Source organism: Actinosynnema sp. NPDC050801 (assembly GCF_040673975.1).
Lineage (GTDB): Bacteria > Actinomycetota > Actinomycetes > Mycobacteriales > Pseudonocardiaceae > Actinosynnema.
Genome location: NZ_JBFAQZ010000006.1, coordinates 147,836 through 171,955 on the forward strand (window position 1 = coordinate 147,836; position 24,120 = coordinate 171,955).

Annotated in this window: 21 protein-coding genes; 7 read left to right on the top strand and 14 right to left on the bottom strand. The window is 72.2% G+C overall.

The genetic code is table 11. The features are described 5' to 3' along the window. Position 1: 1 nt before the first annotated feature. Together AB0K14_RS15725 and AB0K14_RS15730 are read right to left on the bottom strand one after the other, a co-directional pair. Positions 2–802 (bottom strand): SAM-dependent methyltransferase, encoded by an 801-nt coding sequence (locus tag AB0K14_RS15725; protein WP_360447326.1) that lies wholly within the window; start codon positions 800–802, stop codon positions 2–4. A gap of 74 nt (positions 803–876) precedes the next feature. Further along, positions 877–1,047 (bottom strand): hypothetical protein, encoded by a 171-nt coding sequence (locus tag AB0K14_RS15730; RefSeq protein WP_360447324.1) that lies wholly within the window; start codon positions 1,045–1,047, stop codon positions 877–879. A 114-nt stretch (positions 1,048–1,161) separates the two neighbouring features. Here AB0K14_RS15730 and lon point away from each other — a divergent pair, with 114 nt between their 5' ends. Further along, positions 1,162–3,537, top strand: coding sequence for an endopeptidase La (gene lon / locus AB0K14_RS15735; RefSeq protein ID WP_360447322.1), 2,376 nt, complete (start codon positions 1,162–1,164; stop codon positions 3,535–3,537). Positions 3,538–3,598: 61 nt separating this feature from the next. On the opposite strand, the gene AB0K14_RS15740 is transcribed toward lon, so the two are convergent. The 4 genes from AB0K14_RS15740 to AB0K14_RS15755 all read right to left on the bottom strand — a co-directional run bounded on the left by AB0K14_RS15740 (position 3,599) and on the right by AB0K14_RS15755 (position 7,714). Next, the gene (locus tag AB0K14_RS15740; RefSeq protein WP_360447320.1) at positions 3,599–4,399 is read right to left on the bottom strand and encodes an NAD(P)H-binding protein; all 801 of its coding nucleotides are present in this window, start codon (positions 4,397–4,399) and stop codon (positions 3,599–3,601) included. A 60-nt stretch (positions 4,400–4,459) separates the two neighbouring features. Then, positions 4,460–6,097, bottom strand: a complete 1,638-nt coding sequence (locus tag AB0K14_RS15745; protein ID WP_360447318.1) for a substrate-binding domain-containing protein — start codon at positions 6,095–6,097, stop codon at positions 4,460–4,462. 198 nt (positions 6,098–6,295) lie between these two features. Then, complete coding sequence (locus AB0K14_RS15750; protein WP_360447316.1) at positions 6,296–6,781, bottom strand: hypothetical protein; 486 nt, start codon at positions 6,779–6,781, stop codon at positions 6,296–6,298. A 69-nt stretch (positions 6,782–6,850) separates the two neighbouring features. Further along, positions 6,851–7,714 carry a polysaccharide deacetylase family protein gene (locus tag AB0K14_RS15755; protein WP_360447314.1) on the bottom strand — a complete coding sequence of 288 codons (864 nt, stop codon included), beginning with the start codon at positions 7,712–7,714 and terminating at the stop codon, positions 6,851–6,853. 185 nt (positions 7,715–7,899) lie between these two features. Here AB0K14_RS15755 and AB0K14_RS15760 point away from each other — a divergent pair, with 185 nt between their 5' ends. Continuing rightward, positions 7,900–8,427 (top strand): YbhB/YbcL family Raf kinase inhibitor-like protein, encoded by a 528-nt coding sequence (locus AB0K14_RS15760; protein WP_360447312.1) that lies wholly within the window; start codon positions 7,900–7,902, stop codon positions 8,425–8,427. 41 nt (positions 8,428–8,468) lie between these two features. Continuing rightward, a complete protein-coding gene (locus AB0K14_RS15765) occupies positions 8,469–9,854 on the top strand; it encodes a mycothione reductase (RefSeq protein WP_360447310.1) in 1,386 nt (461 codons plus the stop codon). A gap of 163 nt (positions 9,855–10,017) precedes the next feature. Here AB0K14_RS15765 and AB0K14_RS15770 read toward each other — a convergent pair whose 3' ends face one another. Continuing rightward, positions 10,018–11,154 (bottom strand): MFS transporter, encoded by a 1,137-nt coding sequence (locus tag AB0K14_RS15770; RefSeq protein ID WP_360447308.1) that lies wholly within the window; start codon positions 11,152–11,154, stop codon positions 10,018–10,020. A gap of 203 nt (positions 11,155–11,357) precedes the next feature. On the opposite strand from AB0K14_RS15770, the gene AB0K14_RS15775 reads away from it, so the two are divergent. Next, entirely contained in the window at positions 11,358–12,029 is a 672-nt protein-coding gene (locus AB0K14_RS15775; RefSeq protein ID WP_360447306.1) for a FadR/GntR family transcriptional regulator, read from the top strand. A 193-nt stretch (positions 12,030–12,222) separates the two neighbouring features. Here AB0K14_RS15775 and AB0K14_RS15780 read toward each other — a convergent pair whose 3' ends face one another. Further along, on the bottom strand, positions 12,223–13,131 hold the full coding sequence (locus tag AB0K14_RS15780) for a LysR family transcriptional regulator (RefSeq protein WP_360447304.1): 909 nt from the start codon (positions 13,129–13,131) through the stop codon (positions 12,223–12,225). A 73-nt stretch (positions 13,132–13,204) separates the two neighbouring features. Here AB0K14_RS15780 and AB0K14_RS15785 point away from each other — a divergent pair, with 73 nt between their 5' ends. Both AB0K14_RS15785 and AB0K14_RS15790 read left to right on the top strand, forming a co-directional pair. Beyond that, on the top strand, positions 13,205–14,110 hold the full coding sequence (locus tag AB0K14_RS15785) for an EamA family transporter (RefSeq protein ID WP_360447302.1): 906 nt from the start codon (positions 13,205–13,207) through the stop codon (positions 14,108–14,110). A 119-nt stretch (positions 14,111–14,229) separates the two neighbouring features. Continuing rightward, positions 14,230–15,171, top strand: a complete 942-nt coding sequence (locus tag AB0K14_RS15790) for a pentapeptide repeat-containing protein (protein WP_360447300.1) — start codon at positions 14,230–14,232, stop codon at positions 15,169–15,171. Between the two features lie 330 nt (positions 15,172–15,501). On the opposite strand, the gene AB0K14_RS15795 is transcribed toward AB0K14_RS15790, so the two are convergent. Further along, entirely contained in the window at positions 15,502–17,025 is a 1,524-nt protein-coding gene (locus AB0K14_RS15795; RefSeq protein ID WP_360447298.1) for a cobyric acid synthase, read from the bottom strand. 69 nt (positions 17,026–17,094) lie between these two features. On the opposite strand from AB0K14_RS15795, the gene AB0K14_RS15800 reads away from it, so the two are divergent. Continuing rightward, positions 17,095–17,793, top strand: a complete 699-nt coding sequence (locus tag AB0K14_RS15800) for a hypothetical protein (RefSeq protein ID WP_360447296.1) — start codon at positions 17,095–17,097, stop codon at positions 17,791–17,793. Here AB0K14_RS15800 and map read toward each other — a convergent pair. The 5 genes from map to AB0K14_RS15825 form a co-directional block, all read right to left on the bottom strand. After that, positions 17,780–18,637 (bottom strand): type I methionyl aminopeptidase, encoded by an 858-nt coding sequence (gene map / locus AB0K14_RS15805; protein WP_360447294.1) that lies wholly within the window; start codon positions 18,635–18,637, stop codon positions 17,780–17,782. The genes AB0K14_RS15800 and map overlap by 14 nt on opposite strands. A gap of 280 nt (positions 18,638–18,917) precedes the next feature. Then, positions 18,918–20,762: a penicillin-binding transpeptidase domain-containing protein gene (locus tag AB0K14_RS15810; protein ID WP_360447292.1), complete on the bottom strand. Its 1,845-nt coding sequence runs from the start codon at positions 20,760–20,762 to the stop codon at positions 18,918–18,920. 45 nt (positions 20,763–20,807) lie between these two features. Continuing rightward, entirely contained in the window at positions 20,808–21,662 is an 855-nt protein-coding gene (locus AB0K14_RS15815) for a GNAT family N-acetyltransferase (protein WP_360447290.1), read from the bottom strand. Between the two features lie 74 nt (positions 21,663–21,736). Beyond that, positions 21,737–22,894, bottom strand: coding sequence for a flavodoxin-dependent (E)-4-hydroxy-3-methylbut-2-enyl-diphosphate synthase (gene ispG, locus AB0K14_RS15820; RefSeq protein ID WP_360447288.1), 1,158 nt, complete (start codon positions 22,892–22,894; stop codon positions 21,737–21,739). A 22-nt stretch (positions 22,895–22,916) separates the two neighbouring features. Further along, positions 22,917–24,119, bottom strand: coding sequence for a site-2 protease family protein (locus AB0K14_RS15825; RefSeq protein WP_360447286.1), 1,203 nt, complete (start codon positions 24,117–24,119; stop codon positions 22,917–22,919). Between the last annotated feature and the right edge of the window lies 1 nt (position 24,120).

Sequence of the window (24,120 nt, forward strand, 5' to 3'; positions counted from 1 at the left end):
GTCAGGCCTTGCGGCCGACGCCCGCGTACGCGTTGATGTAGGCGTCGTCGGAGTCCGGTCGCCACTCGCTCAACGGCACGACGCCGGGTTCCACCACGTCCAGCCCGGTGAAGAACGCGGCGACCTCCGCGCCCGACCGGAGCACCAGCGGGCTGTCGGTGCGGCGGTAGATGGCGTTGACCTGCTCACCGCTCTCCCGCGCCTCCTGCGACACGCCGTCCCAGCTGGCGTGCGAGATGGCCAGGAAGCTGCCCGGCGCCAGCACGTCCCGGTACCGGGCGATCGCCGAGTGCGGGTCGTCGGTGTCGGGCACGAAGTGCAGCACCGCGAGCATCAGCAGGCCGATGGGCCGGTCGAAGTCGAGCGTCGCGCGGACCTCGTCGTCGGCCAGCACGGAGTCCGGCTCGCGCAGGTCGGCCTGGATCGCGGTGGCCAGCGGGTTGTCCGCCAGCAACGCCGTGCTGTGCGCCACGGCGACGGGCTCGACGTCGGCGTACACCACGCGGGCCGCCGGGTTGGTCTGCTGGGCGATCTCGTGCACGTTGCCCACGGTCGGGATGCCCGACCCCAGGTCGAGGAACTGGTCGATGCCCTGCGACAGCAGGTAGCGCACGGCCCGCCGCAGGAACGACCGGTTGGCCCGGGCCGCGCCGGACATGCCGGGGAAGATCTGCTCGACCGACTTGGCCGCCTCGCGGTCGACCGCGAAGTTGTGCGACCCGCCCAGGTAGTAGTCGTACATCCGGGCCGCGCTCGGTCGTTGGAGGTCCACCGAGGACGGGACCCAGCTCGCCTGCTCCATGCGCACATCTCCTCGTCAGTGGACGGCGTGATCGTCGCGGTGCGGCAAACCGGGCACAACCCCCGAATGGACGCTCACGGCGCGTTTCGCGGTAACCCTAGGAGGCCCGGCAGGCCGCGGTCCGGCCGGTCGAGGGCGGCGAGGTCGAGGGCGGCGAGGTCGAGGGCGGCGAGGTCGCGCTCGACCCGGGCGGCTTCGTCGTGACGCCGCTGCGCCCGGTACTTCTCGAACGCTTCCCACCACACCTGCCGAGTGGTCCTGCTGGCCGAGCGCGGCCTGCTCGCTGTGGGCGAACACCAAGCGGAAACAATCCCGCGCTCACCTTGGTTGAGCCAGTCAGACTCAACTTTGGAGGGATCATGGGCGAGACGTTGGCGCTGCCGGTGCTGCCGCTGGACGACGTGGTCGTGCTGCCGGGCATGGTCGTGCCGATCCGGCTCAGCGGCTCGGACGCCACCGCCGAGGCCCGCGCCGCGATCGAAGCGGCGACGGCCGCGGGCGAGGCCTCCGGCGACCGGTCGAAGGTCCTGCTGGTGCCCCGGCTGGACGGCAAGTACGCCAAGGTGGGCACGCTGGCGGTGATCGAGCAGGTCGGCCGGCTGCCCGGCGGCGAGCGCGCCGCCGTGGTGCGCGGCACCGAGCGGGTCCGCATCGGCACCGGCACGACCGGGCCGGGCGCGGCGCTGTGGGTCGAGGCGACCGTGGCGGACGAGCCGCCGACGGACGACCGCACCCGTGAGCTGGCCCGCGAGTACCGGGCGCTGGTCACCACCATCCTCCAGCAGCGCGGCGCGTGGCAGGTCGTCGACTCGGTGCAGCAGGTGGACGAGCCGTCCGCGCTGGCCGACCTCGCGGGCTACGCCTCGTACCTCGACGAGGAGCAGAAGGTCTGGCTGCTGGAGACCAGCGACGTCGCCGAGCGGCTGGAGAAGCTGCTGGAGTGGGGTCGCGAGTACCTGACCGAGCTCGACGTGGCCGAGACGATCCGCAAGGACGTCAAGGAAGGCGTCGAGAAGCAGCAGCGGGAGTTCCTCCTGCGCCAGCAGCTGGCCGCGATCCGCAAGGAGCTGGCCGAGCTGGACGGCAAGCCCGCCACCGAGGAGCAGGACTACCGGGCCCGGGTCGAGGGCGCGGACCTGCCGGACACCGTGCGCAAGGCCGCGCTGGCCGAGGTCGACAAGCTGGAGCGGACCTCGGAGCAGTCCCCCGAGGTCGGCTGGATCCGCACGTGGCTGGACACGGTGCTGGAGCTGCCGTGGAACGAGCGCACCGAGGAGTCCTACGACATCGCGGGCGCCCGTGCCGTCCTCGACGCCGACCACGCGGGCCTGGACGACGTGAAGGAGCGCATCACGGAGTACCTGGCCGTGCGACGTCGTCGGGCCGACCGCGGCCTCGGTGTGGTCGGCGGTCGCCGTTCCGGCGCGGTGCTGGCCCTGGTCGGACCGCCCGGCGTGGGCAAGACCTCGCTCGGCGAGTCGGTCGCCCGGGCCATGGGCCGCAAGTTCGTCCGGGTCGCCCTCGGCGGCGTGCGGGACGAGGCCGAGATCCGCGGCCACCGGCGCACCTACGTCGGCGCGCTGCCCGGCCGGATCGTCCGGGCCATCGCCGAAGCGGGCTCGATGAACCCCGTCGTGCTGCTCGACGAGATCGACAAGGTCGGCGCGGACTACCGGGGCGACCCGACCGCGGCGCTGCTGGAGGTCCTCGACCCCGCCCAGAACCACACCTTCCGCGACCACTACCTGGAGGTCGAGCTCGACCTGTCCGACGTGGTGTTCCTGGCCACGGCCAACGTGCTGGACTCCATCCCCGGCCCGCTGCTGGACCGGATGGAGCTGGTGCGGCTCGACGGGTACACCGAGGACGAGAAGGTGACCATCGCCCGCGACCACCTCCTGCCCCGCCAGGTCGAACGCGCCGGCCTCACCACGCAGGACGTCACGATCACCGAGGCGTCACTGCGCAAGCTGGCGGGCGAGTACACCCGCGAGGCGGGCGTGCGCCAGCTGGAGCGCTCGCTGGCACGGGTGCTGCGCAAGGTGACCGCACGGGTGGCGCTGGACGAGGCCGAACTGCCGGTCACGGTCGACGTGCCGGACCTGCGCGGCTACCTGGGCTCGCCCAAGCACACGCCGGAGTCGGCCGAGCGGACCACCGTGCCGGGCGTGGCCACGGGCCTGGCGGTCACCGGCGCGGGCGGCGACGTGCTCTTCGTCGAGGCTTCGCTGGCCTCCTCCGGCACCGGCGGTGCGGGCGTCGCGCTGACCGGCCAGCTCGGTGACGTGATGAAGGAGTCGGCGCAGATCGCGCTGTCCTACCTGAGGTCGCACGACGACCGGGCGGAGGCGCTGGCCGATCGGGGTGTGCACATCCACGTGCCGGCGGGCGCGGTGCCGAAGGACGGGCCGTCGGCGGGCGTGACGATGACCACGGCGCTCGCGTCGCTGCTGTCCGGCCGCCCGGTGCGGTCCGACGTGGCGATGACCGGCGAGGTCTCGCTGACCGGCCGCGTCCTGCCGATCGGCGGCGTCAAGCAGAAGCTGCTGGCCGCGCACCGGGCGGGCATCACGACCGTGCTGCTGCCGCGGCGCAACGAGCCCGACCTGGACGAGGTGCCGGAGTCGGTGCGGGCCGAGCTGACCGTCCACCTGGTGGCGGACGTGAGCGAGGTGCTGGACCTGGCCCTGGAGCCGGTCGCGGTGGCGACCACCGCGACCACCGCGGCCGCCTGACCCCGGTGGTGAAGCCCCGGTCGACCCCCAGGTCGGCCGGGGCTTCACCGGTCGCGTGCCCTCAGAAGCGGTCGGCGTGCTCGGCCGCCCAGTCCGCGAACGTGCGCGGACGGCGACCGGTCACCGCGGCGACCGTGTCGACCACGGTGGCCGCCTCCACGGGCGGGGAGGCGTGCCAGCCGATCACGAACTCGGCGTCCTCGCGGGACACGCCGGTCGCGACCAGCCGGTCGACCGCCTGCCGGTGCGTGATCCCGGCGAACGCGATGTCGCGCCCGAGGACCTCGGCGAGGATCGCGACCCGCTCACGCGGGGTCAGCGACTCCGGCCCGGTGAGGTTGTAGGCGCGGCCCGCGTGACCGTCCTCCAGGAGCGCGGTGACCGCGACGGCGGCGATGTCCGCCTCGTGCACCACCGCGCCGGGCAGGTCGTAGGGCTCGCGCACGACGCCCTCGGCGCGGATCGAGTCGACCCAGGTCAACGTGTTGGACATGAACTCCTGCGGCTCCAGGCGCGTCCACTCCACACCGGACTCGGCCACCGCCTGCTCCGCCGGTCCGACCCACCCGCCCCACACGACGGTCATCCGGCGCACGCCCGCGGCCACCGCGCGCTCGACCAGTTCGGCACCGACCTCGGCGAGCCCCGCGGTCACCGTCATGTGCAACCGGGTGACGCCGTCGAGCGCCTCGGTCAAGGTCCCGGGCGCGGTGTGCGTGCCCCGCACCACCTCCACACCGGCGGGCAGCCGCGCCCGCGCCGGGTCGCGGGACAACGCCCGGACGCGCTCTCCGCGACGGACCAGCTCGGCCACGACGTGCCTGCCGGTGTTGCCGGTGGCGCCTGTCACCAGGACGGTCATGGTGATCCCCCTTTCGTCACCGGCCACGCTAAGAGCTCGACCAAGCTGGAGGTCAACCGCTCACCGCAGGTTGCACAGGTCCACCGGCGCGCCGTCCGCGGTCAGGCACGGCAGGTACCCGGCGTCCTTCATCCGCACCCGCGCGTCGTCGTGCTCGCGCACGTACGCCACGAACCGGCCGATCAACTGCTCGGCCGCCGGCTCCGACCGCGTGTACAGGTACTCCACCGTCCAGAACGGGTAGCCGGCCTCCACGCCCGACGCCGCGTCGAACACCTTGCCGTCCAACGACAGCGCGGTGAGCGCGTTCGTCTTGCGCGCCTCGGCCACCGACGGCGCGTCGGCGTACCCGATCGCGCCCTCGACCGCGCCGATCTCCCGGACCACATCGGCGTTCTTGTCCCGCTCGCACCGGATCACCGGCGCGGCGGGCGCGCGGTCCTTCGCCCGGCAGTCGTTGGACGACAACGCGCTCTCGCTCGCGCCGAGCACCCGTCGCTCGAACAGCTCCCGGGTGCCGGACTCGCCGCCGCGCCCGACGATCCGGATCGGCAGCGGCGCGCCGCCGCGCAACTGGCTCCAGTCGGTGTACACGCCCGCGTAGACGCCGCGCAGCTGCTCCACCGAGATGGTGTCCAGCCCGACCGAGGCGTGCACCACGACGTGGTACACCACGATCGCCAGCTGCTGCGCGAACACGCCCTGCGCCTCCTGCTTGCCGTCGGACAGCGCGACCACACCCTCCTCGCCGCCGGCGACCTCGCGCACGCCCTGGATGCTCCCCGTCGCGGACGTGGTGATCTCGGCGCCGGGGCACGCCCGCTCGTACTGGTCGGCGATGGTGGCCATGGTCGGCATGAACACGCTCGACCCCTCCACCCGCAACGCGCCCGACGCGCACGCGACCGTGGCGTCGTGGGAACTCGGCGGCCACGCCAGCACCAGCACCAGGACCGCGGCCAGCAGGGCGGCCAGGCCGCCGGTGAGCCGGGGCAGGGTGAGCAGCCGTTCCGGGCGCTCGTCGTGCACGATGCCGGCGCCGCCGAGGCTGCCGACCACCTTCACGTCCTTGCCCAGCTCGCCGGTCGCGTTGCCGTCCGGCTCGCGCAGCACCACCAGCAGCTTGAACTTCTGCTTGCGCCCCAACGCCAGCTTCTCCAGCCGCACCCCGTGCCACACCGGCTCGCCCGGCGGTTCCGCGGGCACCGCCAGCCCGCCCCACCGGGCCACGCGCTGCGCCATCCGCTCCCGCACCGTCGGCAGCGTCGCCTTCGCCGGGCCCGCCTCCGAGCCGAAGAACTGCATGCTCCGCCGGATCTGCGCCTTCACCTCGTCCGACCCGGCCTCGGAGACCCTGGCGTTCCACACCACCCGGTTGCCGAAGGTGAACGTCAGCGGCTGCTCGAAGTCCTCGCCGTCGATGTCGTAGCTGCCGGTGTTGCGGACGCGGACCACCACGATGCTCATCCGGTCCAGCACCCGCACCAGTTCCCGCAGCTGCGGCGAGTTCGGGTCGGTGCCGTCGTGCAGCTGCTCCGGCCCGAGCCCGATCCTGGAGTTGTAGAGCACCCGGAACCCGAGCCGCTTGCGGCGCACGAAGAGCCGGTCGATGACCGGCGTGGCGAACAGCAACCCGATCGCCAGCAGCACCGGACCGGGACCACCGAGGAAGTCCAACGCGGACCGCAGCACCTGCACACCGAATTCTCGGTCGGCGGACCGACCGAGAACCGGGTCATCGCCGGGTGTTCACCGCGGCTTCACCGCGCGGCAAGCGCTGCCCCACCGGACGGACGATCTCCGGCCGGTCGCCGAGGTCGGTGCCGGACGTCGGTGCCGGACGTCGGTGCCCGACGTCAGTGCCCGACGTCAGTGCCCGAGCAGGGTGCCCGGGGGTCAGTGCCCGACGTCGATCACCACGCGGGTCGGCGAGTCGAGCAGGAACACGCGGTGCCACGAGTCGCGCCGCATGCCGAGCCCGACGGTGAGGTTGGCCTCGTAGTCACCGGTGATCGCGACCGCCTGCACGTTGGTCAGCGCGGGCGTCGTGAACTGCCGGGGACCGGTGTAGGTGAGGTTGCCGTTGTCGTCGTGCGCGGCGGCCGGCGCCGACCGGACTTCCAGGAAGTACGAGCCCGGCAACGAGACCGGGTGGCCGGAACCGTCGTAGTACAGCTGGTCGACCGACCGGATGAAGAACTCCGGCCGGTGGCCGTCGAGGTCGAGCACGACGCGGTCGAAGCCGGCGTGTCTGCCGGTGCGGATGTCGGTCAGCACCGGGGTCTGCGTCATCGACGTGGCGGCCGACGCCGCCGGGATGGCGACGCCGATCGCGGCCAGTGACAGGACGAGCAGTGCGAGTTTCCTGAGGCGGCTGTTCATGGTGGCCCTCCAAGGGCTCTCCCGGCTCCGCTGTTCCAAGCCGGCATACCCCTAAAGACGTGTCGCAGGTCACACGGTTGCCTTCGGGTCCGCCAGGAAGTCCTCCAGCACGACCGGTGTGAGGCCGTCGAGCTTGCAGCGCTCCAAGAAGGCCAGGAAGTCCTCCACGAACGTGTGCCGGAAGTGCATGAGCACGATGTCGCCCGCGTTCAACCGACCACCGGCCTGGAACTGCACGACACCGTCGTTCACCGCCGCCGTCCACATCACCAGCGCGGTGAACCCGCAGTCGGCCGCCGCCCGGCGCGTGGTGTGGTCGAAGTTGCCGAACGGCGGCCGGAACAGCGTCGGCCGCGCGCCCAGCTGCGCGCGGAGCAGGTCGGCGTTGCCGCAGATCTCCCGGCGCTGGAAGTCGTACGACGTGCCGGACAGGTCGGGGTGGGTCGCGGTGTGCGCGTGGACGGTCGCGACGCCGTCGAACCCCTTGAAGTAGTCGGCGTGGCCGTCGACGTGCTTGGAGTTGAGGAACAACGTCGGCTCGACGCCGCTCTTGCGCATCAGCTCGATCGCCGCGGGGTGGCGGACCGCGCCGTCGTCGACGGTGATGAACACGTACGGCCGGTCGGTCTCGATCCGCCGGACGACCGGCACCATGCCGTCGACGATCGGCGGCACGTGCTGCTGCGGCGTGCCGTACGCGTAGGGCTGCCGGAAGACGGGAATGGTGGTGCCGCCCGGGCCGGGCAGGGCCGTCGGCGGTGTGGTGGTCGTCACCGCGGTCGTGGTGGTAGTGGTCGCCGCGGCCGACTGCTCCTGAGCGGCTTCCGGCTGTGGCGAGCACGCGACCGCGATAACGGCGGCCAGGACCGCCACTCCCCCGCGTCTGGTGCCCCTGCGTCTGATGCCCTTGCGCCTGGTGCCCTTGCGTCTCATCCGGGTCCCCCTCCCACGAGCGCCGATCCGTTCAGGAGGCGCTTCCTCGACTGAGACGCCACGAGGATCACTCAGGTTGCCCGCGCCGGCCGGCCGAACCGCCTCCGCTCCCCCGTCTGCGTCACTCCCGACCCGGCGCTAGGGTCGAGCGGGTCTGTCCCGCAAGATCACGTGTGGAGGACCCGATGAGCCTTGAGCGACCCGTCGCTCCCGACCCCTACTCGCTGCTGCCGCAGGTGGCGTCGTTCACGGTCAGCTCGACCGACGTGGCGGACGGCCGGCCGCTGCCGCAGGCCCAGGTGTTCGAGGCGGGCAACACCTCGCCGCAGCTGAGCTGGACCGGGTTCCCGGAGGAGACCAAGAGCTTCGCGGTCACCTGCTTCGACCCGGACGCGCCGACGCCGTCGGGCTTCTGGCACTGGGTCGTGGTGAACGTCCCGGCGTCGGTGACCTCGCTGGACACCGGCGCGGGCGCCTCGGACGACACGCTGCCCGCGGGCGCGTTCCACGTGCGCAGCGACTTCGGCACCCGCGCGTTCGGCGGCGCCGCGCCACCGCCCGGCGACCAGGTGCACCGCTACTACTTCGTGGTGCACGCGGTGGACGTGGCGGAGTTGGACGTCGACGGCGACGCCTCGCCGGCCGTGGTGAACTTCAACCTGGCGTTCCACACGCTGGCCCGCGCGATCCTCGTGCCGACCTACGCGCACTGACGGCGGGAACAAGTGCCTCACGTCGTCGGTTGGAGCACGACGTGAGGCACTTCGACCTGGTCATCATCGGCACCGGCTCCGGCAACTCCATCGCGGACGAGCGGTTCGCCGGTTGGAACATCGCGATCGTCGAGAAGGGTGTGTTCGGCGGCACGTGCCTGAACGTCGGGTGCATCCCCACGAAGATGTTCGTGCACACCGCCGACGTCGCCGCGGCACCCGCCTCGGGCGCGCGGCTGGGCGTCGACGCCCACCTTGACGGCGTGCGGTGGACCGACGTGCGCGACCGGATCTTCGGTCGCATCGACCCCATCTCCGCCGGTGGCCGCCACTGGCGGGCCGAGGAGAACGCCAACGTCACCGTCTACGAGGGCACGGCCAGGTTCACCGGTCCGAAGACCCTCGACACCGGCACCGGCGAGGTGATCACCGCGGACCGGTTCGTGATCGCCGCGGGCAGCCGCCCGGTCGTGCCCGACGTGGCGGACCTCGACTCGGTCGGCTACCACACCAGCGACACCATCATGCGGCTCGACTCCCTGCCCGCCCGCCTCACCATCCTGGGCAGCGGTTTCGTCGCGGCCGAGTTCGCGCACGTGTTCTCGTCGTTCGGGGTGGAGGTGACCGTGGTCGGGCGCTCGGACGTGCTGCTGCGCCACGAGGACCGCGAGATCGCCACCCGGTTCACCGGGATCGCCGAGCAGAAGTGGGACGTGCGGCTCAAGCGCAAGGCGGTGCGGGCCGAACGGGTCGACGGCGTGGTGCGGCTGCACCTGGAGGGCCCGGACGGCGCCGAGGTCGTGGAGTCCGACGAGCTGCTGGTCGCGGTCGGCCGCACGCCGAACTCGGACCTGCTCGACCTCGCCGCCACCGGCGTGGAGGTGCACCCCGACGGCCGCGTGGTCGTGGACTCCCACCAGCGCACCTCGGTCGAGGGCATCTACGCGCTGGGCGACATCAGCTCGGAGTACCAGCTCAAGCACGTGGCCAACCACGAGGCGCGGGTCGTGCGGCACAACCTGCTGCACCCCGACGAGCCGATCGAGTCGGACCACCGGTTCGTGCCGGCGGCGGTGTTCTCGTCGCCGCAGATCGCGTCGGTCGGGCTGACCGAGGAGCAGGCCGTCGAGCGCGGCGTCCGGTACGTGGCGGCGGCACAGGCCTACGCGTCGATCGCGTACGGCTGGGCGATGGAGGACACGACCGGGTTCGCGAAGGTCCTGGCCGATCCCGACACCGGCCTGATCCTGGGCGCGCACGTGATCGGGCCGCAGGCGTCGAGCGTGATCCAGCCGGTGATCCAGGCGATGAGCTTCGGCCTGGACGCCGGGACGATGGCGCGCGGGCAGTACTGGATCCACCCGGCCATGCCCGAGGTGATCGAGAACGCGCTGCTCAACCTGCCCCTGACGCACCGACCGGCCTGACCGGCCCGAACAGCGCCAAGCCCCCGTTGACGGGAGACCCGGCCAACCCCTCGTGCGGCCGGGTCTCCCGTTCGTATCCGTAACCGACACATCGCGCCGAGAAGACGAGGCGTTATCAACTACACCGCGCTCGGCGTGTTGTCGGCTGCGGAGTGTTTGTCGGCTACACCGTGCGCGGCCGGCCGGCGACCCAGCCGAGGGCGGTCAGCAGGACCAACAGTCCGACCAGCACGAGCATCGACACCGTCCAGGTGCCCGTGACGCCGCGCAGCACGCCGAACGCGAACGGCCCGGCGGCCGAGATCAGGTAGCCGATGCTCTGCGCCATCGCCGACAACCGGGCGGTGTCCGCGCCGGACGACGTGCGCAGCGAGATCATCACCAGCGCGAGCGGGAACATGCCCATGCCCACGCCGATCAGCACGACCCACAGCCCCGGTGCGGCGGCGGGCGCGAGGGCGAGACCCAGCACACCCGCGACCGACAGCGCGCCCAGCGCGAGCACCAGCCCGGACTGGCCGGGACGCCGTGCCGCCAGCGGCGGGACGATCAGGCTCACCGGCACACCGAGCACCATGGTGATCGCGAGCAGCAGGCCCGCCGTCGTGCGGTCCACCCCGGCGTCACCCAGGATCTGCGGCAACCACCCCATGACGGTGTAGGCCAGCAGCGACTGCAGGCCGAAGAACACCGTGATCACCCACGCCAGCGGGCTGCGGAACAACGAACGCCCGGCGCCCGCCCGACGCGCCGCCGGCCGGACCGGGGCACCGTGCCGCGCACCCGCCGCCCACACCAGCAACGCCGCCAGGGACAGCAACGCCCACGCGCCCACGGCCAACCGCCACGAGCCGAGCGCGGACTCCAGCACCGGCGTGAACGCGGCGCCGAGCGCGGCACCCGCGGCCAGCGCGGCCGTGTAGACACCGGTCACCAGGCCGACCCGGCCCGGGAACGAGTCCTTCACGACCACCGGGATCAGCACGTTGGACACCGCGATGCCCGCGCACGCGATGAACGTGCCGCCGAGCACCGCCGCCGGGCCGTCCACCACCCTCAGCACCAGGCCCGCGGTCAGCACCAGCAACGACAGCCCGACCGCGCGCGCCATGCCCAGCCGCCGCCCCAACCAGGGCGCGAGGAACGCGGAGAACCCGAAGCACACCGTGGGCACGGCGGTCAGCAGGCTCGTCCACGCGGTGGAGACGCCCAACGACACGCGCACGTCACCCAGCACCGAGGCCAGGCTCGTGACGGCCGGGCGCAGGTTGGCCGCGGCCAGCGCTACGCCGATCGCCAACAGGGTGCTGCCGACCAGGGCAACTTGGCGGTTCCGCCGCGCCTCACCGGTCCCGGTGCGGCCAGGATGGTCCGCGATCGTCGCATCGGCACCGGGATCGGTGGCAATGTGGGCGGTCGACGGTGACCAGTCTGGCCGGGTCTGCTGGATTGGCACCGGACCACTATCGCAAACATGGGATGTTCGGATGAAAGGATGGCGCTGTGCCGTTGGCCACTACTCGGCGGGCCGGGCTCGTCGACCAGGTGATCGACCAGATGAGGGGAGCGATCACCGCCGGTGAATGGCCGGTCGGACGGCGCATCCCACCGGAGCCCGAACTGGTCACCGCCCTGGGTGTGGGTCGCAACACCGTGCGGGAGGCGGTGCGCGCGCTGTCCCACGCCGGCCTGCTGGAGGTGCGCCAGGGCGACGGCACCTTCGTCCGCGCGACCAGCGAGCTGTCCGGCGCGGTCCGCCGCATGTGCGGCAACGAGCTGCGCGAGGTCTTGCAGGTGCGCCGGACGCTGGAGGTCGAAGGCGCCCGCCTGGCCGCCACCCACCGCACCGACGAGGAGCTGGGCAGCCTCCGGCAGCTGCTGACCGAGCGGGACGAGGCGCTGGCCGCCAAGGACTGGGCGCGGCTGGTGGAGCGGGACACCGCGTTCCACGTGCTGCTCGTCCAGTGCTCGCACAACACCCTGCTGGCCGAGCTGTACCAGGGCCTGACCGAGGCGGTCCGGGCCAGCATCACGGCCACCGTGGAGACCGACCACGACGACGACCACGTGTCGCACACCGGTTTGCTCGACGCGGTGCGCGACCGCGACGCGGCCCGTGCCGCGATCGAGGCGGGCGGCTTCCTGGAGGAGTTGTTGGAGCGTCACAAGGACTGAAAGCAGGGACGACGCACCGGCCGCGTCCAGCGGGACGGGCGAGGGCTTCGACAACGGGGCGGAGGCCTCCCACGGCGGCGGATTTCCACAGGAGGCCCCCTGGTGAGTGGCTCGTGCGACCCCCAGCCCCGGTCTCACACCGATGGTCGCCGAGAAAGGCCCAGCCGCAACGCCGGGATGCCCGATCGTTACCTCACGCGGTCTCGCGGAGGTCCCAGCAGTCCCGCAACGCCGCCAGCGTGGCGGTGACCGCGGGCCGGCGGGTGGCCTGGGTGCGCCACACCGCGAACACCCGGCGGGTCGGCGTCGGCCGGAACGGCACCGCGCGCACCGAGTCGGGCAACGCGCCGCGACCGAGCCTGGGCAGCAGGGCCACGCCGATCCCCTTGGCCAGCAACGCCAACTGCGTCTCGTACTCGGCGATCCGGTAGGCCAGGTCGGGTTCCATGCCCGCGCCCCGGAAGGTGTTCACCAGCCAGTCGTGGCAGATCGTGCCCTCCGGCTGGCAGATCCACCGCTCGCCCGCCAGGTCTTCGGGCGCCACGCCGTCCCGCCCGGCCAACGGGTGGTCGACCGGCAGCAGCACGTCCGCGAAGTCCTCGCCGAGCCGCGCCCGTGACACCGGGTCCGGCACGGCCAGCGGCGCGTTGACCCAGTCGTGCATGACGGCCAGGTCGAGCTCGCCGCGCGCCACCGCCTCCAGGCAGTCCGGCGGGTCGAGCTCGACCAGCCGCACGTGCAGCTGCGGGTGGTGCTCCGCGAGCCGCACGAGTGTGGCGGGCAGCAGGCCGCGCGCGGCGGTGGCGAACGCACCGACCCGCAGCTCGCCGACGGCCGCGCCGCGCTGCTCCTCCAGCGCCACCTCGGCGTGCTCCACGAGCGCGAGGACCTGCCCGGCGGTGGCCGACAGCAGGTGGGCCGCGTCGGTCAGCGCGACACCGCGACCGCGCCGTTCCAGCAGCGTGGTGCGGGTCTCGCGTTCCAACTTGGCGATCTGCTGCGACACCGCCGACGGTGTGTAGCCCAACGCCGTGGCCGCCGCGCCGACCGAGCCGTGTTGCGCGACCGCGTGCAGGGCGCGGAGCCGTCCGAGATCCAGCATGTAGTAATCCTAAACTGAAACCTTCAGCACTAGTCGCTGGTGCTAAACGTTGTGGCGATCAAGACTCGGTGGCGTGAAACCTCGTCACGTCGCTGTCGCGGTGCTCGTCGCCACCATCTGGGGGATCAACTTCGTCGTCATCAAGGTGGGTCTGCGCGACTTCCCGCCGCTGTTCTTCTCCGCGCTGCGGTTCCTGGCCGCCGCCGTGCCCGCGCTGTGGTTCGTCGGACGGCCCAAGGTGGCGTGGAAGTGGGTCGTCGCGGTCGCGCTGGCGCTCGGCGTGGTCAAGTTCGGGTTGGTGTTCGTCGGGATGGCCGCCGGGATGCCCGCCGGGTTGTCGTCGTTGGTGCTCCAGAGCCAGGTGTTCTTCACCGTGCTGTTCGCGGCCGTGCTGCTGCGTGAACGGCCGCGACCGGTGCAGCTGCTGGGCATGGGGGTGGCGGCGGCCGGGATCGTGGTGATCGCGTTCGACTACGGCGTCGGCAGCCCCGTCTCGGCGTTCCTGCTGGTGGTGCTCGGCGCGGTGGCGTGGGGCCTGGCCAACGTCGCCACCCGGTACGCCCGACCGCCGGACCCGGTCAACTTCATCGTCTGGGTCAGCGCGCTGGCCGTGCCGCCGCTGCTCGGCCTGTCGCTGGTCTTCGAGGGCCCGGCCGCGGACCTGGCCGCGCTGCGGGAGCTGAGCTGGACCGGCGTGGGCGCGATCCTGTTCATCGCGTGGGTGTCGACGTTGCTCGGCTTCGGCCTGTGGAACCTGCTGCTGCGGACCTACGAGGCGAGCGCCGTCGTGCCGTTCGCGCTGCTGGTGCCCGTGGCGGGGATGCTGTCGGGTTGGCTGCTGCTGGACGAGACGATCACCGCGGTGCGCCTGGGCGCGGCCGCGCTGGTGATCACCGGCATGGCCGCCACCACGCTGAAACGCCGCGAACCCCGCACGCCGGAACCGGAACCCGAACTGGTCGGGTCGGCGGCGCGGTGACTTCGACGGCCGCACCGCATCCGTGCGGTGCTGGTGGGGGCGTGGCGGGCAACCAGACGTGTTCCTACCGCCCGCCTCGGTGATTGACGGCCCGCCGGCGGTCCGATGGGCTGGAGGCCGTGGAGCACCGCGTGCTGTCGGCCAGGACCATCGTGCTGTGGGCGGTCGGGTTGGGTGTGGTGGCCGCGGCGTCCGTTGTGCTCCTGCTGGTGCTGCTCGGATCGGGCGAGCCGCAGGACGGGGTGCGGCTGGACGTGATCCGCACCGCCGCCGGCATCGTGCTCGGCACGGGTGGCGCGGCGGCGCTGCTGCTCACCGCCCGCCGCCAGCGCTACTCCGAGCTGGACCTCGTGCAGAAGGACCACGACGCGACCGAACGCCGTGTCACCGAGCTGTACGGCAAGGCCGCCGACCAGCTGGGCAGCGACAAGGCGCCGGTGCGGCTGGCCGGGCTGTACGCGCTGGAACGACTGGCGCAGGGCAACCCCGCGCACCGGCAGACGATCGTGAACCTGGTCTGCGCCTACCTGCGGATGCCGTTCACCCCGCCGCCCGAGACCCGCGCCAGGGCCCGGATCGGGCCGCGCGACGCGCACCGGTTCCAGGAGCTGGAGGTGCGGCAGACCGCGACCGGGCTGCTGGCCGCCCACCTGCGGCCGGACCGGCCCGAGGCCTTCTGGGACGACATCGCGCTCGACCTGTCCAACGCCACGCTGGTGAAGGCGACGCTGACGCACGCGCGGATCCGGTCGGCCTCGTTCGCGGGCACCACGTTCGTCGGCCCGGCGACGCTGCGCGGCACCGAGATCACCGGCACGGCGGACTTCCGCGACACGTCCTTCCGCGACCTGGCCGACTTCCGGCGGGTCCGGTTCGGCGACTCGGTGTTCCGGGGCGCGGTGTTCGAGGGCGGCACGGACTTCGGCGTGCACACCTCGGCGACGCTGACCGGCGCCCGGACGCGGACCCGTGACGTGCGGCGGAAGTGGCCGTCGGGATGGGTGGAGCAGGCCGCGGAGCCCGACTGGGCCGTGCTCGTGGCCGTCCGTGAAACCCGTTGACCCGAACGGGCGACGTATCCCCGGGTGCGGTGCCGGTACCTTCACAGTGTGACTACCCGTGAGCGGAGGTGTGACGTGTCGTCGATCTGCATCCGCCCGTCCCTCCGCCTGACGGCGGACGGCAAGAACTAGCCCTCCACCGCGGACTCGGACGAGTCCCTCACCGCACGGTCGCACCGCACGGTCTCGACGACCCGACGCGGGTGGTCCGCCCGGCTTGCCGGTCGAGCGGCCCGCCGCGTCCCGTCGGGCACCGCTCGCCGATCCGGCACCGCCCACCGGTGCACTACCGCGCGACTTGCCGGTCGCGCGCACCGGCGCGGAACGTCGTCACGCGACAGGCGGAGCACCCGCGGGAGGGATGACCGGCAGCCCCGGTGGCGCACCCTTCTCCAGCAACGCCCACACCGCGTCGGTGTCGAGGTGGTCGGCGACCAGGTCGCCGAGCAGGTCGAGCTGCGCGGCCCGCCGACCGGCGAAGTCCACGTCCGGCGCGGGGGTGAATCCTTCCCGACCCGCGTGGCCGGCCGCCCAGCGCAAGAGGGCGCGGCGGAAGGCGTCGTTCTCCAGCAACCCGTGCCAGTGCGTGCCGGCGACCCGGCCGCGCAGCGCTCCCTCCGGCGTGCCGTCGGGCAGGGTGACCAGACCCCGCTCCGCGTTGCGGGTGACCACGCCGTGGTGGATCTCGTAGCCGGTGACGGGTTCGCCGAACGCGTCGCCGTGCGGCCGCTCCAGGGTCTTGTCCGGCGCGAACCGCACGTCGACGTCCAGCAGGCCCAGGCCCGCCACCGCGCCCGCGCGCGACTCCACCTCGTCCTCGATCGTCCGGCCGAGCATCTGGAACCCGCCGCAGATGCCCAGCACCGGTCCGTCGTGCGCGACGATCGCGTCGGCCAGGCCCGTGCCGCGCAACCAGCGCAGGTCCTCGACGGTGGCCTTCGAACCGGGCACCACCACCAGGTCCGCGTCCGCCAGCCGGGACGGCTCGGTGACGAACCGCACCGACACGCCCGGCTCGCACGCCAGCGCCTCCACGTCGGTGGCGTTGGAGATCCGCGGCAGCCGCACCACCGCCACCCGCAGCCACTGGTCGCCGTGCGGCGGCTCCGGCCTGCCGATCACGCCGTCCGCCGCGTAGGACAGGGAGTCCTCCGCGTCCAGCCACAGCTCCTCCCGCCACGGCAGCACGCCGAGCACCGGACGGCCGGTCAGGGCGCGCAACTGCCGCAGGCCCGGTTCGAGCAACGCCGGGTCGCCGCGGAACTTGTTCACCACGAACCCACCGACCAGCGCCTGGTCGGCCGGGTCGAGCAGGGCCAGCGTGCCGAACAGGTGCGCGAACACCCCGCCCCGGTCGATGTCGCCGACCACGAGCACCGGCAGGTCTGCGGCCCGCGCCAAGCCCATGTTCGCGATGTCGTCGGCCCGGAGGTTGATCTCGGCGGGCGAGCCCGCGCCCTCGCAGACCACCACCTCGAAGTCGTCCCGCAGGTCGTCCAGGGTGGCCAGGACCGTGGCGAACAGCTCGGCCTTGCGCTTGCGGTAGGACAACGCGGACACCTCGCCCACGGCCCGTCCCAGCACCACGACCTGCGAGCTGCGGTCGCCGCCCGGCTTGAGCAGCACCGGGTTGAACCGCACGCTCGGCTCCAGCCCGCACGCGGCGGCCTGCAACGCCTGCGCCCGGCCGATCTCACCGCCGTCGGCCGTCACGACCGAGTTGTTGGACATGTTCTGCGCCTTGAACGGCGCGGTCCGCACGCCGCGGCGGGTGAGCCACCGGCACAGCCCGGCGGTCAGGACGCTCTTGCCCGCGTCCGACGTCGTGCCGGCCACCAGCAACGCGCTGCGCACGTGGTCCCCTCACCGTCGGTCGAGTCGACAATCGGACGTTTGTCGGTCGCGGCTGACATCATCCACGTCATGGTCGACGTCCCCGCCACCGCGGTCCTGGTGCACAGCCCCTACCTCGGGCCGGCGAGCCTGCGCCCGCTCGCCGGGGCGCTGGCCGCGCTCGGCCACCCCGTGACGCTGCTCGACCTGCGCGTCACGGTCAACGCCGCGCCGGTGCACCAGCGGCTGATCGGTGCGTTCGCGGACGCGGTGGAGGACTCCGCGCTGGACGGCGACCTCGTGCTCGTGGGGCACAGCGGCGCCGGTCCGCTGCTGCCCGCGTTCGCCGACGCCCTGGAGACGCACGTGCGCGGGCTGGTGTTCCTCGACGCCAACCTGCCCACACCGGGCCGCAGTTGGCGCGACGACGCGCCGGACGGGCGCATGGCCCACCTGAAGACCATCTCGCGGGACGGGCTGATGCCCCGCTGGGACCTGTGGTTCGCGCCCGAGGCGCTGTCGGCGATGGTGCCGGACGTGCGGTTGCTGGAGGAGATCGTGGCCGAGGCGCCCGAGGTGCCGCTGGCGTTCCTCAAGGAGCCCCGGCCCACCGTGGCGTGGGCCGGGCCGTGCTCGTACGTGCGGCTCAGCCCCGCTTACGACGACGCCGCGGCGTCGGCGCGTGAGCTCGGCTGGCCGGTGGTCGAGCTCGACAACCACCACCTGGGCGCGGTGACGTCGCCCGACGAGGTGGCCGCCGCCCTCGTGCCGCTGCTCAACAGACGGTGAGGATCTCCGCGCCGTCCGCGGTGACCACGATCGTGTGCTCGAACTGGGCGGTCCAGCTCTTGTCCCGGGTCGTGACCGTCCAGCCGTCGTCCCACAGGTCGTGCTCGATGCCACCGAGGGTGATCATCGGCTCGATGGTGAACGTCATGCCCTCTTCGATGATCGTGGGCACGTGCGGCGCGTCGTAGTGCAGCACGACCAGGCCGCTGTGGAAGGTGCGGCCGATGCCGTGGCCGGTGAAGTCGCGCACCACGCCGTAGCCGAAGCGGTTGGCGTAGGACTCGATGACGCGGCCGACCACGTTGAGCTGCCGGCCGGGCTTGACCGCCTTGATGGCGCGCATGGTGGCCTCGTGCGTGCGTTCGACCAGGAGGCGGACCTCCTCGCGCACGTCGCCCGCCAGGAAGGTGGCGTTCGTGTCGCCGTGCACGCCGCCGATGAAGGCGGTGACGTCGACGTTGACGATGTCGCCGTCCTCGACCACGGTCGAGTCGGGGATGCCGTGGCAGATGACCTCGTTCAGCGAGGTGCAGCAGGACTTCGGGAAACCGCGGTAGCCGAGCGTGGACGGGTACGCGCCGTTGTCGCACAGGAACTCGTGCGCGACCGCGTCGATCTCGTCGGTGGTGACGCCGGGCACGATGACCTTGCCCGCCTCCTGCAACGCCTGCGCCGCCAGCCGACCCGCGACCCGCATCGCCTCGACGATCTCGGGCGGCTGCACCCACGGATCGGTGTTGCGCTGGGGTTCGGGCCGGTCGACGTACTCGGGCCGCTCGATCTGGGCGGGCACCGGACGGCGCGGGGACAGCACACCTGGCTGGAGGACGGCACGCACGGACATGCCCTCCAGATTACGGCTCAGCGTGACGGGACATGCGCCACGTGTCCGTTACGGGGTCGGCTCCAGGTCACCAACGCTCCTCTTCGCGACGCCGGAGCAGCACCTCGGCGAGCATCGGGCTCAGACGCGGCGGGCAAGGGCCCAGCCCACTCCCCCGTCGGCGATCGGAGCGGCCGACGCGCGGCGCCCGGTGGCCGGGATCAGCCCACCAGCCGCGATGAGGCGTTCCCGCAGTTCTTCGTCCCGTCCATCAGCGGGATGATGCCCGCGGGTAGGCCGTTCAGCCCAACGCACCCAGGAAGCGGGCCGAGGCCTCGACCGCCGGTGCGGAGCTGTTCGTGCCCAGGATCAGGGTGGCGAAGGCCACGTCACCGCGATAGCCGACGAACCAGCCGTGCGAGTTCGTGCCGTCGCCGAACTGCGCCGTGCCGGTCTTGCCGCGCACGTCCCCGTACGGCTTGAGCTGCGGCGCGGTGCCGGACTCGACCACTTCCCGCATCATCGCCCGCAACGGTTCCAGCACGGCGGGCGCGGGCGGGGTCGGGGTGCGGTCGGCCTTCGTCTCACGGCCCTTCAGCAGCGTCGGGACCGGCACCTTGCCCGTCGCTGTCGTCGCCGCCACCAGGGCCATGCCGAACGGGCTGGCCAGCACCTTGCCCTGGCCGAAGCCGTCCTCCGCCCGCTCCACCACGTCGGTGGCGGGCGGCACGGAGCCGGTGATCGTGGTGATCGCCGGGATCTCGAAGTCGACCCCGAGGCCGAACCCCTCCGCCGCCTTGGTCAGCGCGTCCGGCGCCATCCCGGCCGCGAGCTGCGCGAACGTGGTGTTGCACGAGAACGCGAACGCCGAGTGCAGCGGGATCGTGCCCTTCTCGAACTCGTGGTCGTTGGGCACGATCCGGCGCCCGTCGATTACCGCCTTGCCGGGGCACGGCAGCGCGCTGTCCGCCGTCGCCTGCCCGGACGACAGGGCCGCGGCCGCCGTCACGATCTTGAACGTCGACCCCGGCGGGTAACGCCCGGTCAGCGCCACCGCGCCCTCCGCGTCGGCCGGCGCGTTCTGCGCCACCGCCAGCACCTCGCCGGTCGACGCCTGCACCGTCACCAGCATCGCCGCCTGCGGGATCGGCTCCAGCGCGTCCTCGGCCGCGGCCTGCGTGATCCGGCTCAACGTGGTCGAGATCGCCTGCGCCGGCTCGGGCACCTGCTCGTGCAGGGTCTCCACCTCGTCACCGGCCGCGTTCACGGTGTAGACGCGCAGCCCGGCCTTGCCGGCGATCTCCTCCTCCACCGCCTTGCGCACGGCGGGCAGCACCTGCGAGCCGAACGTCCGCGACGGCGCGAGCAGGCTCGTGCGCGTGGTGAACCGCACCCCGGGCAGCTCGTAGATCGCGGGCTTGACGGTCTGGTAGTCCGCGTCGCGCAGCGCGGCCACCTGGTAGACCTGCCCGGCCGGCACCTTCGACACCCCGTCCACGATCGCCGCCTGCGTGATCGCGGCGTCGATCGGCGTCAGCGCCGCGGCCAGCGCACCGGCCACCGCGCCCACGTCACCGGCCTCCTTGGCGTCGAGCAGGATCGACACGACCTGGTCGGGCGCGAGCAGCGGGGTGCCGTCGCGGTCCAGCACCGGCGCCAGCGTGGGCTGCACGTCGGCCACGCCCAGCGTCTGCTGCACGGCGAGCTTGGGGTGCACGACCGAAGGCGCCCAGTGCACCTTCCAGTCGTCCTCCTCGCGCCGCAGGTCGAACTTCGTCTGGTAGCTCCACGCGTGGTCGTGCCCGAGGTCCCAGTCGAGGTGCGCGGTCGCGTCGGCGGTGGTCGACTCGCCCGTCGAGCGCACCTGCTCGACCCTGGTGCCCAGGCCCTCGGGCTTGAGCACCTCCCGGACCTTGCCCAGCACGTCCTTGGCGCCGCCCGGGTCGTCGGTCAGCCCGGCCGCGCCGTCCACGTCGCCCGCGGCGAGCTTGGTGAGGAAGTCACCGGCCACCTGGTCGGGACCGGGACGGGAGGAGAACAGGCCGCAGCCGCTGACGAGCAGCAGGACCACCCCGAGCAGGACCAGCCCGGGCAGGACCAGCCCGGGCAGGACCAGCGGAGCCGGGGCCAGCTTGCGCGCGATCACGGCGCCGAGTATGCCGGGTGCGGCCTACACCACGCCGCGACGGCCTCAGAACAGCACGGTCGCGTACTCGCCGACCTGCGAGAACCCGATCTTGCGGTACGCGGCCTTGGCCACGTCGTTGTAGGAGTTCACGTACAGCGACGCGGTCCGCCCCAGGCCCCGGACCAGGCGTTCGGCCACCGCCGCGGTGCCCGCCGCGCCGATGCCGCGGCCGCGGCGGTCCGGCCGCACCCACACGCCCTGGATCTGGCCGACCTGCGCGGACATGGCCCCGATCTCGGCCTTGAACACCACGTCGCCGCCCTCGAACCGGGCGAACGCCCGCCCGCCCGCGATGAGCTCGGCCACCCGCGCCCGGTAGGACACGCCGCCGTCCTCGGCGCACGGGTCGACGCCGACCTCCTCGATGAACATGGCGATCGCGGCGGGCAGGTACCGGTCCAGCTCATCCGGTCGCACGGGCCGGACCAGCGGGTCCATCGGGATCGACGGGCTGCCGCCCAGCGCCATCAACGGCTGCGCGGCGCGCACCTCGCGAGCGGGGCCCCAGTCCGGGGCCAACTCCTCCCACAGGCCGAGCACCTGCTCGGCGGGGCCGACCAGCGAGGAGCACATGCGACCCCGGCGACGGGCCCGGTCGGCGAAGCCGCGCAGCGCGGCCGTGTCACCGCGCAGCGGGATGAGGTTCGGACCCGCGAAGCACAGGGCGTCCACCCGGCCACCTCGCAGCGACCGGTGGTCGTACGCCCACACCTCGCCACCGAGCCGCCACGGGTCCAGGCCCGCGACCTCGACCCGTGCGGCGACCATGCAGGACGCCACCGGGTCGGCCGCGAGCACGGCGAGGACCTCGGACAGGTCCCGCTCGTCGACCAAGCGCGCGCCAGCCAACCTCAGCACGTCGTCAAGCCTGCCAGATGCAACCCGTTACCCGCGCGTCCGCCACCCGCTCAGCGCAGGCGTGCGACCGGTCCTCAACCGACGGTGACCACCGGCTCGCCGCCCTCGACGGTCTCGCCCATCTCCTCGGCGATGCGCATGGCCTCTTCGATCAGGGTCTCGACGATCTGGTGCTCGGGCACGGTCTTGACGACCTTGCCCTTGACGAAGATCTGCCCCTTGCCGTTGCCGGAGGCCACACCCAGGTCCGCCTCACGAGCCTCACCCGGCCCGTTCACCACGCAGCCCATCACGGCGACCCGCAGCGGCACCTCCATGCCCTCCAGACCCGCCGTGACCTGCTCCGCCAGCGTGTAGACGTCCACCTGCGCCCGACCGCAGGACGGGCAGGAGACGATCTCCAGCTTGCGCGGGCGCAGGTTCAGCGACTGCAGGATCTGGTGGCCGACCTTGACCTCTTCGACCGGCGGGGCCGACAGCGAGACGCGGATGGTGTCGCCGATGCCCTGCCTGAGCAGCGCCCCGAACGCGACGGCGGACTTGATCGTGCCCTGGAACGCCGGACCGGCCTCGGTCACACCCAGGTGCAGCGGGTAGTCGCACTGCTCGGCCAGCAGTTCGTAGGCCCGGACCATCACGACCGGGTCGTTGTGCTTCACCGAGATCTTCAGGTCGTGGAAGTCGTGCTCGGCGAACAACGACGCCTCCCACAACGCCGACTCCGCCAGCGCCTCGGGCGTCGCCTTCCCGTACTTCGCCATCAACCGCGGGTCCAGCGACCCGGCGTTGACCCCGATCCGGATCGGGGTGCCGTGGTCACGGGCCGCCGCAGCGATCTCCTTGACCTTGTCGTCGAACTTCTTGATGTTGCCCGGGTTCACCCGCACCGCCGCGCACCCGGCCTCGATCGCCGCGAACACGTACTTCGGCTGGAAGTGGATGTCCGCGATGACCGGGATCTGCGACTTCTTCGCGATCGCCGCCAACGCGTCCGCGTCGTCCTGCGAGGGGCACGCCACCCGGACGATGTCGCACCCCGCCGCGGTCAACTCGGCGATCTGCTGCAACGTCGCGTTGATGTCGGCCGTGACGGTCGTGGTCATCGACTGCACCGACACCGGGAACTCACTGCCGACGCCGACCGAGCCCACCATGAGCTGGCGGGTCTTGCGCCGCTCCGACAACACCGGAGGAGGCATCGCCGGGAGACCGAGCATGACGCCGTCACTCATGAACTGGCACCTCTCACTGTGATCACTGGAAGAGCTTGATGGGGTTGACGATGTCGGCGGTGATCGTCAGCAGCGTGACCGACCCGCCGACGAAGATCACGAAGTAGGTCAGCGGCAATAGTCGCAGGTAGTTGACCGGTGCGCCCGCCGGAAGGCCGCGCAGCTTCCGAATCCAGTCTCGCACCCGTTCGTACAGGTTGACGGCGATGTGACCACCGTCAAGCGGCAGCAGCGGCAGGAGGTTGAACACACCCACGAAGAAGTTCAGCCCCGCCAGCATCAGCCAGAACAGCTGCCACAGGCCCCGGTCGACCGCCTCGCCGCCGAGCCTGCTCGCGCCGACCACGCTGACCGGGCTGTCGATGTCGCGCTCGGCGCCGCCGATGGCCTCGATCACGGCGGGGATCTTCTTCGGGAAGTTGATCAGACCGCGCCAGGTGTTCTCGAACATCGTGCCGGTGAACTGGGTGGCGCCACCGATCGCGGTGAACGCGTTGTACTCGAAGTTGCGCTGCTGGATGACGCCGATCGCGCCGACCTCTTCCTTGTAGCGCGTGCCGTCCTTGCGCTCCAGCTCGCGCTCGACCCGGGCGACGTCGGCGGTGAGGGTCAGCTCCTCGCCGTCGCGCAGCACCTTGAACTCGGTCGTGCCGCTCCGCTCGCGGGTCTTGGTCAGCACGTCGGCCCAGGTCGGCGTGGCCGCGCCGGCCACCGCCACGATCTCGTCGCCGACCTGGAAGCCCGCGTCCTTGGCCGGTGCCGGCGCGCCGGGCGCGCACTCGTCCTGGGCGCTGGTGCTGCTCTGCACGCACGGGGCCACCTCGGCGACCAGCGCGCTGTCGCGCAGGTTCGGGATGCCCATGGTGAAGGCCATGAAGTACAGGATGATGAAGCCCACGATGAAGTGGGTGATGGAGCCCGCGGACAGCACGACCACGCGCTTCCAGGTCTTCTGCTTGTTGAACGCGCGGTGCTGGTCCTCCGGCGCGACGTCCTCCAGCGCGGTCATGCCGGTGATCTCGCAGAAGCCGCCCGCCGGGATGGCCTTGATGCCGTACTCGGTCTCACCGCGGCGGAAGGACCAGATCTTCGGTCCGAACCCGATGAAGTACCGGGTCACCTTCATCCCGAACATCTTCGCCGTGGCCAGGTGCCCCAGCTCGTGCAGCGCGATCGAGATGCCGATGAGCAGGGCGAACAGCAGAATGCCCAAGAAGACGAGCACG